Origin of the sequence: Nocardia harenae NBRC 108248 (genome assembly GCF_001612885.1) — a bacterium.
Taxonomy (GTDB): domain Bacteria; phylum Actinomycetota; class Actinomycetes; order Mycobacteriales; family Mycobacteriaceae; genus Nocardia; species Nocardia harenae.
The window spans coordinates 431,669-443,931 of sequence record NZ_BDBH01000001.1 but is presented as its reverse complement, the minus strand read 5'-3'; the positions used below and the strand labels follow the sequence as shown (position 1 = coordinate 443,931).

The window sequence follows — 12,263 nt, the reverse complement described above, 5'->3', positions numbered from 1 at the left end:
CCGTGACCAGCTCGACCAGAACAAGGCCCACCCGGACCCGCCGCGCCCGGCTGGTCGCGCTGCCGCAGCTCATGGCCGCCGCGGTCGAGGCCAACCCGACCGGCACCGCCGTGGTCTTCGCCGGCGCGGACCGGAGCTACGGCAGCCTCGGCTACGCCGAACTCGACGAGCGCTCCAACCGGCTGGCCCGGCTGCTGCTTGACCGCGGCATCGGCCCCGGCGACCTGGTGGCGATCGGCATCCCGCGCTCGCCGGAGTCGGTGCTCGCGGTCTGGGCGGTGGCCAAGACCGGGGCCGGGTTCGTCCCGGTCGACCCGCGCTACCCGAGCGACCGGGTGGCGTACATGGTGCGCGACTCGGGCGCGGTGCTCGGACTCACCGTGACCGCCGAGCGCGCCGCGCTCCCCGGCGAGGTCGAGTGGCTCGCCATCGATACCGCGGCGGCGCAGCGCTTCTCGCTGGAGCCCGTCTTGTCCGCCGACCGCCCGCGCTACCTGCGCGCGGCCGACGCTGCCTACGTCATCTACACCTCGGGCTCCACCGGCCGCCCCAAGGGCGTCGTGGTCACCCAGGCCGGGCTCGAGGGCTTCTGCGCCGAGCAGCACGAGCGGTACCGGGTCGGCGCCGAATCGCGGACGCTGCACTTCGCCTCGCCCTCCTTCGACGCCTCGGTGCTGGAGCTGCTGCTCGCGCTGGGCGGCGCCGCGACCATGGTGGTGGCCGACCCGGCGATCGTCGGCGGAGACGAGCTGGCCCGGCTGCTGCGGCGGGAGCGGGTGACGCACGCCTTCATCACCCCGGCGGTGCTCGCCTCGCTCGACCCCACCGGCCTGGACGAGCTGCGCGTGGTGGTGGCGGGCGGCGAGGCGTGCCCGCCGGAGCTGGTGCGGCGCTGGGTGCGGCCGCGCGGCAACGGCCGGTTCCGCGAGTTCTACAACGGCTACGGCCCCACCGAGACCACCATCATGACCAATATCAGCGGCCCGCTGGTGCCGGGCGAAACGGTGTCCATCGGGGCACCGATCCGGCGGGTGCTGGAGTACGTGCTGGACGAGCGGCTCGGCCCGGTGCCGGACGGCGTGGTCGGCGAGCTGTATATCACCGGTGCGCAGCTGGCCCGCGGCTACCACGCGCGGCCCGCCCTCACCGCGGCGCGCTTCGTGGCGAACCCGTTCGAGGAGAACGGCTCCCGGCTCTACCGCACCGGCGACCTGGTGCGCAGGCTCGCCTCGGGAGATGTCGAGTACCTGGGGCGCAACGACTTCCAGGTGAAGATTCGCGGCTTCCGGATCGAGCTCGGCGAGATCGACGCGGTGCTCGCCGCGCACGGGTCGGTCGACTTCGCGGTGACCACCGGGGTCGCGCAGCCGACCGGAGCCACCGTGCTCGTCGCCTACGTGCACGCGGCCTCCGGCGCCGCCATCGATGTGCCCGAGCTGACGGCGTGGGCCGAGTCCCGGCTGCCCGCGCACATGGTGCCGACCGCCATCGTGGTGCTCGACGCCATTCCGCTGACTCCGGTCGGCAAGCTGGACCGGGCCGCGCTGCCCGCGCCGGTGCTCGAGCACCGCGCGTACCGCGCCCCGGAGACGCCGGCGCAGCGGGTGGTCGCCGGGGTGATCGCGGCGGTGCTCGGCACCGACGGGATCGGGCTGGACGACGACTTCTTCGAGCTGGGCGGGAACTCGCTGCTCGCCACCCAGGTCGCGGCGCGAGTCGGCGTCGAGCTGGACACCAGGATTCCGGCGCGGGCGCTCTTCGAGCACAGCACCGTGGCCGGGCTGGCGGCCGCGGCGGAGCGGCTCGCCGGCCGCGGCGCCCGCCCCGCCCTCACCGCGCGGCCGCGGCCGGCCCGGATTCCGCTCTCGCCCGCGCAGCAGCGCATGTGGTTCCTGAACCGCTTCGACGGCGGGTCCGCGGCGTACACCATCCCGGTCGCGGTGCGGCTGCGCGGCGAGGTGCGGGCCGCGGCGCTGACCGAGGCCATCGCGGATGTGGTGCGGCGGCACGAGGTGCTGCGCACGGTGTACCCGGAGACCGAGTCGGGGCCGGTGCAGGTGGTACTGCCCGCGACCGCGGTGCCGGAGCCCGCGGTGCGCGCGGTGGCCGCTGCGGAGGTGCCCGCCGCGCTGGCCGAGCTGATCGCCGCCCCCTTCGACGTCACCGCCGAGGTGCCGCTGCGGGTCGCGCTGTTCGAGCTCGGCGCGGACGAGTGGGTGCTGGCCATGGCGATTCACCACGTCAGCGCCGACGGCTCCTCGATCGCCCCGCTGACCAGGGATCTCATGGCGGCCTACGTCGCCCGCGCCGCCGGCGCGGAGCCGGGCCTGCCGCCGCTGCCGGTGCAGTACGCCGACTACAGCATCTGGCAGCGCGAGCTCCTCGGCGCCGAGGACGACCCGGGCTCGGTCGCCGCTGCGCACATCGCCTACTGGCACACCGAACTCGCCGACCTGCCGGACCAGCTGGAGCTGCCGACCGATCGGCCGCGGCCGCCGGTGCAGTCCGTCGCGGGCAGCTCGGTGCCGGTCGAGATCCCGGCCGCGACCCATCGCGCGCTGACCGAGCTGGCCAAGCGCGAGGGCGCGACGCTCTTCATGGCGCTGCACACCGCGTTCGCCGTGCTGCTCGCCCGGCTGGCAGGCACCGGCGACGTCGCGGTGGGCACCCCGATCGCGGGCCGCGGCGACGCCGTTCTCGACGACCTCATCGGCATGTTCGTGAACACCCTGGTACTGCGCACCCGGCTGGCGCCCGGCGACCGCTTCGATGCGGTGCTCGCCCGGCAGCGGGAGCGCGACATCCAGGCCTTCGCCCATGCCGACGTGCCGTTCGAGCGGCTGGTCGAGGTGCTCGACCCGGCCCGCTCGCAGAGCAGACACCCGCTCTTTCAAGTCGGGCTCTCGTTCCAGAACTTCGGCACCACCGAGTTCGAGCTGCCCGGGCTCACACTCTCCGGGCTCGACCTGGATATCGAGCTGTCCCAGTTCGACCTGCACCTGGTGGTGAGCGACGAGTACGCGGCCGACGGCGCACCCGCGGGAATCTCCGGTGTGCTCACCTACGCCACCGCGCTCTACGACCGCGAGACCGTCGAGCGGCTGGTGCGCCGCTTCCTCCGGCTGCTGGACGCGGTGCTCGCCGACCCAGGCATCCCGGTCGGCGACATCCCGCTGCTCGACGCCGACGAGCAGCGGAATGCCCTCGCCTGGAACGAGACCGCGCACCCGGTGCGCTGGACCCTGCTGCACCAGGGCTTCGACGAGCGCGCGGCCGCCGCGCCGGGGGCTGTCGCGCTGGCCGGGGAGTTCGGCGAGATCAGCTACGGCGAGCTGTCGGCCGGGGCGAACCGGGTGGCCCGGCTGCTGCGCGCCGCCGGCGTCGGCCCGGAGATCCCGGTGGTGCTTGCGCTGCCGCGCGGCCCCGAGCTGGTCACCGCCATGCTCGGGGTGCTGCGGGCCGGTGGCGTCTTCGTGCCGCTCGACCCGGGGCACCCGGCCGACCGGGTGCGGCACATCCTCGACACCACCAGCCCCGCGGTACTGATCACCGCGCCCGGCGCGGAACTCCCGGTCGCGGTCGACCCGCGGACCACCCGCCTGACCGTGACCGACGCCGCGGGGTACCCCGCCGACCCGCTGCCGATGGACACCGTGCCGGACGGGCGGCACCCGGCCTACACGCTCTTCACCTCGGGCTCCACCGGGCAGCCCAAGGGCGTGACGGTGCCGCACGGCGCCGCCGCCAACCAGATCGCCTGGCTGGTGGCCGAGTACGGCATCGGCCCGGACGACGGCTACCTGCAGAAGACCGCGCCCACCTTCGACCTCGCCATCTGGGGGTTCTTCGCGCCGCTCGCGGCGGGGGCGCGCATGGTGCTCGCGGCCGACGGCGGGCAGCGCGATGCCCGCTACATCGCGGAGCTGATCGGGCGGCACGGCGTCACCGTCACCGATTTCGTGCCCTCGCTGCTCGCGGTCTTCGCCCAGCACGCGCGGCCGGAGGAGCTGGCCGGGCTGCGCGACGTCCTCGTCATCGGCGAGGCGCTGCACCCGGAGACGGTGGCGGCCTTCCGGCGGGTGAGCCGGGCCCGCCTGCACAACCTGTACGGCCCGACCGAGGCCGCGGTCTCGATCACCGCGCACCCGGTCACCGACCGTGACACCGCGGTGGTGCCGATCGGCGCGCCGGAGTGGAACAGCGCCGCGCACGTGCTCGACGCGCGGCTGCGGCCGGTGCCGCCCGGCGTGCGCGGCGAGCTCTACCTGGGCGGCGCGCAGCTGGCGCGCGGCTACGCGGGCCGCCCCGAGCTGACCGCGGAGCGCTTCGTCGCCGACCCGTTCGGCGCGGGGACCCGCCTCTACCGCACCGGCGACCTGGTGACCCGGCATACCGACGGCGAGCTGGTCTACGCGGGGCGCGCCGACTTCCAGGTCAAGTTCCGCGGCCAGCGCATCGAGCTCGGCGAGATCGAGGCGGCGCTGCGCGGCGTGCCCGGCGTCGCGCAGGCGGTGGTGCTGGTGGCCGACGGCGACGTCGGCCAGTTCCTGGCCGGGTATGTGACTCCCGTGCCCGGCCGCGAACTGGACGGCGACACCGTGCGGGACGCGGTGCGCGGCGCGATCCCCGGGTACATGGTGCCCGCGGTGGTCACCGTGCTGCTGCGGCTCCCGCTCAACCCGTCCGGGAAGCTCGATCGGAAGGCGCTGCCGGTACCGGCTTTCCGGGCGCGGGAGTTCCGCGCGCCGGTGACTCCGGTCGAGGAGACGGTGGCCGGGGTCTTCGCGGAGGTGCTGCGGCTGGAGCGGGTCGGGCTGGACGACGACTTCTTCGAGCTCGGCGGCAATTCGCTGCTCGCCACCCAGGTGGTGGCCCGGCTCGGCGCCGCGCTCGACACCACGCTGCCGGTGCGCGCGCTCTTCGAGGCGGGCAGCGTGGCCGCGCTCGCCGCCCGCGCCGAGCGGCACGCGGGCAGCGGCGGTCGCCCAGCCCTGACCGCCGGGCCGCGCCCCGACCCGGTACCGCTCTCGCTGGCCCAGCAGCGGATGTGGTTCCTGAATCGCTTCGATCCGGGAGCCGCGGTCTACAACATCCCCATCGCGGTCCGGCTCAGCGGCGACCTCGATACCGCCGCACTGGCGCTGGCTGTGCGCGACCTGGTCGCCAGGCACGAGGTGCTGCGCACCGTCTACCCGGAGACCGCGGCGGGCCCGGTGCAGCGGGTGCTGCCCGCCGACGCCGCGGTGAGCGGGCTCTACCCGGTGGCGGTGCGGCCCGCCGAGGTCGCGGGCCGGGTGGCCGGGATCGTCACCGCCGGTTTCGATGTCACCACCGAGGTGCCGCTGCGGGTCGCGCTCTTCGAGGTGGCGGGGACCGCCGAGTTCGTGCTGGTCTTCGTGGCGCACCACATCGCCGCCGACGGCTGGTCGGTGGGGCCGCTCACCCGCGATCTCATGGTGGCGTACGCCGCGCGCTCGGCCGGAGCCGCGCCGGAGTGGGCGCCGCTGCCGGTGCAGTACGCCGATTTCAGTGTCTGGCAACGCGAGCTGCTCGGCGCCGAGGACGATCCGGCCGGCCTGCTCGCCCAGCAGACCGGGTACTGGCGGGCGGCGCTGGCCGGGCTGCCGGACGAGCTGGCGCTGCCCACCGACCGGCCGCGGCCGAGCGTCTCGCAATTCGCCGGGGCGAGCCTGGATTTCGAGATCCCCGAGGAGCTGCACCGCGGCCTCCGGCTGCTCGCTTCCGAGCACAACGCCACGCTCTTCATGGTGCTGCAGGCCGGGCTCGCCGTGCTGCTCGCCCAGCTCTCCGGCGGCGACGACATCGCCATCGGCACCCCGGTGGCCGGGCGCGGCGAGCCCGAGCTGGACGACCTCATCGGCATGTTCGTCAATACCCTGGTGCTGCGCACGGCGGTGGCCCCCGAGGACGGCTTCGGCGCGCTGCTGCGCCGGGTGAAGGAGACCGACCTCGCCGCCTTCGCGCACGCCGACGTGCCGTTCGAGCGGCTGGTCGAGGTGCTCGACCCGCCGCGCTCGCAGGCGAGGCACCCGCTCTTCCAGACCGCGCTGACGCTGGTCAACGCGCCGATGACCGAGTTCGAGCTGCCCGGCCTCCGGGTCACCGGCATCGAGCCGCCCGCGCAGCCCGCCAAGTTCGACCTGCAGTGGACGCTGCAGGAGCGGCGCGCGGGCGCGGGCGCGCCGGGCGGCATCGCGGGCTCGGTGATCTACGCGACCGACCTGTTCGACGCCGAGACCGTGCGCTCCTTCGGCGAGCGGTTCGTCCGGGTGCTCGCCGCGGTGGTAGCCGACGCCGAGGCGCCGGTCGGCTCGGTCGAGCTGCTCGACCCCGCCGAGCGCGCCGACCTGGTGTCCCGCGCGTGCCCGGCGCCGCCCGCGCCGCGGCTGCTGCCCGAGCTCGGCACCTCCGGTGCGCCCGCCGCGCACGCGGTGGTCTTCGAGAGGCGGAATGTGACCTACTCGGAGCTGAACGAGCGCGCGAACCGGCTGGCCCGGCTGCTGACAGCGGCCGGTATCGGCGCCGAGGACGTGGTGGCGCTGGCGATTCCGCGCTCGATCGAATCGGTGGTCGCGCTCGCGGCCGTCTCCAGGACCGGCGCGGCCTTCCTGCCCATCGACTCCAGGAACCCGGTCGACCGGATCGCCTTCATGATCGCCGACTCCGGCGCCCGGATCGGGCTCACCACGCGCGGCGTGCGCGCGGAGCTGCCCGGCACCACCTGGTGGCTGGTGCTGGAAGACCTGGACACCAGCGGCTTCGGCGGCGCCCCGGTCACCGATGCCGACCGGCGGGTCCCGCTGCACCCCGACCACCCCGTGCACATCATCTACACCTCCGGCTCCACCGGGCGCCCCAAGGGCGTCGTGGTGAGCCACCGGGCGCTCGCGAACTACGCCGCCGACCTGGACCGGCGCTTCCGACCGAGCGCGCGGACCCGGGCGCTGCACTTCGCCTCGCCCTCGTTCGACGCCTCGCTGATCGAGCTCCTCCTCGCGCTGCTGCGCGGCGGCACGCTGGTGGTGGTGCCGCAGAGCGTGTACGGCGGCGAGGAGCTCGCCGAGCTGATCCGCGAACAGCGGGTGACGCACGCCGTCATCCCGCCCGCCGCGCTCGCCACCTTCGACCCGTCCGGGCTGAACACGCTGCGGGTGGTGATCGCCGGGGGCGAGGCCAGCCCGCCCGAGCTCATCGCCCGCTGGGCGGTGCCGCTTGCCGACGGCACCGTGCGCGCCTACCACAACGGCTACGGCCCCACCGAGACCACGGTGTGCAGCAATACCAGCGGGCCGCTGCTGCCCGGCGGGACGGTGACCATCGGCGGGCCGCAGGACGGCACCCACTCGCTGGTGCTGAACGCGCGGCTGCAGCCGGTGCCGGTCGGCGTCTCCGGCGAGCTGTACATCGCCGGGGTGCAGCTGGCCCGCGGCTACCACGCGCGGCCGGGGCTCACCGCCTGCCGCTTCGTCGCCAACCCGTACCGCGGCGGCGAGCGCATGTACCGCACCGGCGACGTGGTGCGCTGGACCCGCTCCGGCGAGGTCGAGTACGTGGGCCGCTCCGACTTCCAGGTCAAGATCCGCGGCTTCCGGATCGAGCTCGGCGAGATCGATACCGCGCTGGCCCGCCACCCGAGCGTGGACTTCGCGGTCACCGTCGGGCACCGTGGCCGGTCCGGGGTGGCGAACCTGGTCTCCTACGTGGTCGCCGCGCGCGGCCGCACCGTCGACACCGGTGAGCTGACCGCGCACCTGCGCGAGACGCTGCCCGGCTACATGGTCCCGGCCGCCGTCATGGTGCTGGACCGGCTGCCGCTCACCACGGTCGGCAAGCTGGACCGCAAGGCGCTGCCGGAGCCGGTCTTCGGCTCCGGCAGCGCCTTCCGCGCCCCGCGCACGCCGATCGAGCAGACCGTCGCCGAGGTCTTCGCCGAGGTGCTCGGCGTGCAGCGGGTCGGGCTGGACGACGACTTCTTCGCGCTCGGCGGCAATTCGCTGCTCGCCACCCGGGTGGCCGCCCGGCTCGGCGCCGCGCTGAATTCCAGGGTGCTGGTCCGCAGGCTGTTCGAGGCCGCGACCGTCGCCGAGCTGGCCGCGGTGCTGGAGCGGGCGGCGGGAACGGGTTCCCGCCCCGCCCTGGTCGCGCGGGAGCGCCCGGAGCGGATTCCGCTCTCGCTCGCGCAGCAGCGCATGTGGTTCCTGAACCGCTTCGACCCCGAGTCCGCGGTGTACAACGTGCCGATCGCGGTCCGGCTCACCGGCGAGCTCGATATCGCCGCGCTGGACGCGGCGATCACCGATCTGGTGCGGCGGCACGAGGTGCTGCGGACCGTCTACCCGGAGACCGCGGACGGCCCGGTGCAGCGGGTGCTCGAGGTCGAGCGGGCCATCGGTGCCGGGCTTCCGGTGTCGGAGGTGACCCCCGACGAGCTGCCGGGGCGGGTGGCGGCCGCGGTCACCGCCGGGTTCGACGTGACGGCGGAGGTGCCGCTGCGGGTCGCGCTCTTCCGTGTCGCGGGCGCGGACGAGTTCGTGCTGGTCTTCGTGGCGCACCACATCGCCGCCGACGGCTGGTCGGTGGGGCCGTTGACCCGCGATGTCATGGTGGCCTACGCGGCGAGGGCGGCGGGAACGGCGCCGGAGTGGGCGCCGCTGCCGGTGCAGTACGCGGATTTCAGCCTCTGGCAGCGGGAGCTGCTCGGCGCCGAGAGCGACCCGTCGAGCCCGGCCGCGGTGCAGCTCGGGTACTGGCGGAGCGCGCTGGCCGGGCTGCCGGTCGAGCTGGAGCTGCCGCTGGACCGGCCGCGCCCGGAGTCCGCCGGCTTCGCCGGGGCCGGGCACAGCGTCGTCATCGACGCCGCGCTGCACCGCGCGCTGCTCGACCTCGCCGCCGACCACTCCGCGACGCTCTTCATGGTCGCCCAGGCCGCGCTCGCGGTGCTGCTGGCGCGGCTCTCCGGCAGCGGCGACATCGCCATCGGCACCCCGGTGGCCGGCCGCGGCGAGGCCGAGCTGGACGACCTGATCGGCATGTTCGTCAATACTCTCGTGCTGCGCACCCCGGTGGCCGGACAGGACTCCTTCGAGGCCGTGCTGCGCCGGGTCAGGGACACCGACCTCGCGGCCTTCGCGCACGCCGACGTGCCCTTCGAGCGGCTGGTCGAGGTGCTCGACCCGCCGCGCTCGCAGGCCAGGCACCCGCTGTTCCAGGTCGCGCTCTCGCTGGCCGACCTGCCCGCCGCGGAGTTCGCGCTGCCGGGGCTGACCATCGCCGGGCTGGCGGCGGACACCCACGTCGCCAAGTTCGACCTGCACTGGACCCTGACCGAACTGCCTGGCACCGGCGGTATCGCGCTCGGCGTCAACTACGCCACCGACCTCTTCGACGCCGCCACCGTGGCGACCTTCGCCGAGCGGTACCTGCGGGTGCTGCGCGCCGTCGTCGCCGATGCCGGGGCGCCGACCGGCGATATCGACCTGCTCGACGACCGCGACCTGGCGCTGAGCGCCGAGGTCGCCGCGGCCCCCGCCGACCCCGGTGGCACCCTGCCCGCGCTCTTCGCCGCCGCGGTGGCGGCGCACGGGCCGCGGGCGGCGGTGACGGACGGCGCGGGCACGCTGACCTACGCCGAGCTGGACCGGCGCTCCACCGTGCTGGCCCGGCGGCTCGCCGCCGCCGGAGCGGGCCCGGAGACGCTGGTCGCGGTGCTGCTCCCGCGCTCGACCGAGCTGGTGGTCGCGCTGCTCGCGGTGCTCAAGGCCGGGGCGGGGTACGTGCCGATCGACCCGGCCTACCCGGCCGAGCGCATCGCCTACGTGCTCGCCGACGCACGCCCGGCGAGCGTCCTGCTCGCGCCGGGCACCGAAATCGAGCTGCCGCCTGGGCTTCCCGTGGTCGAGGCCGACGACCTGGAGGGGGGCGATGCCGAGTCGCTCACCGGCACCGCGCCGCACCCCGACGGCACCGCGTACGTCATCTACACCTCCGGCTCCACCGGCCGCCCCAAGGGCGTGGCGGTGCCACACCGGAACGTGGCCCGGTTGCTGGCGAATACCGCCGCGGACTTCGGCTTCGGCCCGGACGACGTCTGGACCCTGTTCCACTCCTTCGCCTTCGACTTCTCGGTCTGGGAGCTGTGGGGCGCGCTGGCCTTCGGCGGCGAGCTGGTCGTGGTCGACCAGGCAACCGCCCGCTCGCCGGAGCAGTTCCTGGAGCTGCTGCGCGCGCGGCGGGTGACGGTGCTCAACCAGACGCCGTCCGCCTTCTACCAGCTCGCCGAGGCCGAGCGGGCGAGCGCGGGAGCACTGCCCCTGCGGTATGTGATCTTCGGCGGCGAGGCGCTCGAACCGCGCCGCCTCGCGGGCTGGGTCGCCAGGCACGGCGACCGCGCGCCCCGGCTGGTGAACATGTACGGCATCACCGAGACCACGGTGCACGTGACCTACCGCCCGCTCGACGCTGCCACGGTCGAGGCCGGCGGGGGCAGCGTCATCGGCCGGGCCATCCCCGGCCTGGACGTGCGGCTGCTGGACGACCGGCTGCGGCCGGTGCCGATCGGGGTCGCAGGGGAGATGTACGTCGGCGGCGGCCAGCTCGCGCGCGGCTACCTCGGCCGGCCCGGCCTCACCGCCGCCCGCTTCGTCGCCGGGCCGGACGGCACCAGGCGGTATCGCTCCGGCGACCGCGCCCGCAGGCGCCGAACCGGCGAGCTGGAGTACCTCGGCCGCGCCGACGACCAGGTCAAGGTGCGCGGCTTCCGCATCGAGCTGGGCGAGATCGAGGCGGCGCTGCTGCGGCAGGACGGGGTCGCGCAGGCCGCGGCGGTGGTGCGCACCGACCGGCCCGGCGATGCCACGATCGTCGCCTACGTGGTCGCCCCCGCCGTCGACCCCGGCGCGCTGCGCACCGGCCTCGCCGAGGTGCTGCCCGGCTACATGGTGCCATCGGCCTTCGTCCCGGTCGACTCGATCCCGCTCACCGTCAACGGCAAGCTCGACCGCCGCGCGCTGCCCGCCCCGGTCTACGCCACCCGCGAGTTCCGCGCCCCGGCCACCCCGGCCGAGGAGACCGTGGCCGCGGTCTTCGCCGAGGTGCTCGGCGCCGAGCGGGTCGGCGCCGACGACGACTTCTTCGAGCTGGGCGGTAACTCGCTGATCGCCACCCGGGTGGTCGCCCGGCTGCGTGAGCGCACCGGAACCGAGGTGCGGGTCGCCGCCTTCTTCGACGAGCCGACCGTGGCGGGGCTCGCCGCCCTGGTCGTCGCGGCGCACTCCGGCGGCGACGCCGCCATGGGCGTGCTGCTTCCCCTCCGCCGCACCGGTGGTGAACCGCCGCTCTTCTGCTTCCACCCCTACACCGGCCTGGCCTGGAGCTTCGCCGGACTCACCCGCTTCCTCCACCCCGGCCAGCCGGTCTTCGGGCTCCAGACCCCCGCGCTCACCGAGCCGGACTGGCACCCGGACTCGCTCGACGACTTCGTCACCCGCTACATCACGGAGATCAGGAAGGTGCGGCCGGAGGGGCCGTACCGGCTGCTCGGCTGGTCGATCGGCGGGGTGCTCGCGCACGCCGCCGCGGTGCGGCTGCAGCGGGAGGGCGCGCAGGTCGAGCTGCTCGCCGTGCTCGACGGCACGCCCGCGGTGGACTTCGCCGACTTCCGGCGGGCGGTGCGCTCGGCCTTCGCCGAGGTCGGGATCGCGCCGGAGGCCCTGCCGCCCGAGGAAGACCTGGGCGATCTGAGCGACGCGGCACTGGAGGCGCTGGCCGCGGCGATCCCCGCCGAGCTGGCGGCGCTCGACGCCGCCCGGCTGCGGCGCATCTACCGCGGTGCCATGACCGTGGTCGAGCTGGCCGGCCGGCACGACTTCGGCGTCTTCCGCGGCCGGATCGAGTTCTTCCGCGCCACCCGGCTGGATCCCGGCGGTGCACTCGTCGACCCCGCCGAATGGCAGCCCTACACCGATACCCCCGTCGTCGACCACCCCGTCGACACCTCGCACCTGCTCATGACCACCCCGGAGGCCCTTGCCCGCATCGCACCCCGATTGACCGAAATCCTCGACAAATAGCGCCACGCCCGGCGCTGTGAACTGCATCTCGCGCGGCTTCCTTGCGATGCTGTGCGGATGCCCTGCACCCTGGAGTGCGCAGCGTCCGCCAGCTGGGCCGAGTGCCCGGAGCGCGGCTCCCCCGTGGAGCCCGCGCCGCGCGGACGCCGCCCGGCTGTGCCCGCATCGGTAACG

1 protein-coding gene is annotated in these 12,263 nt (G+C 74.9%); it reads left to right on the top strand.

The window, feature by feature from the left end:
* Positions 1-2: 2 nt before the first annotated feature.
* On the top strand, positions 3-12,089 hold the full coding sequence (locus tag NH2_RS01675; protein WP_245650375.1) for a non-ribosomal peptide synthetase: 12,087 nt from the start codon (positions 3-5) through the stop codon (positions 12,087-12,089).
* Positions 12,090-12,263: the final 174 nt, after the last annotated feature.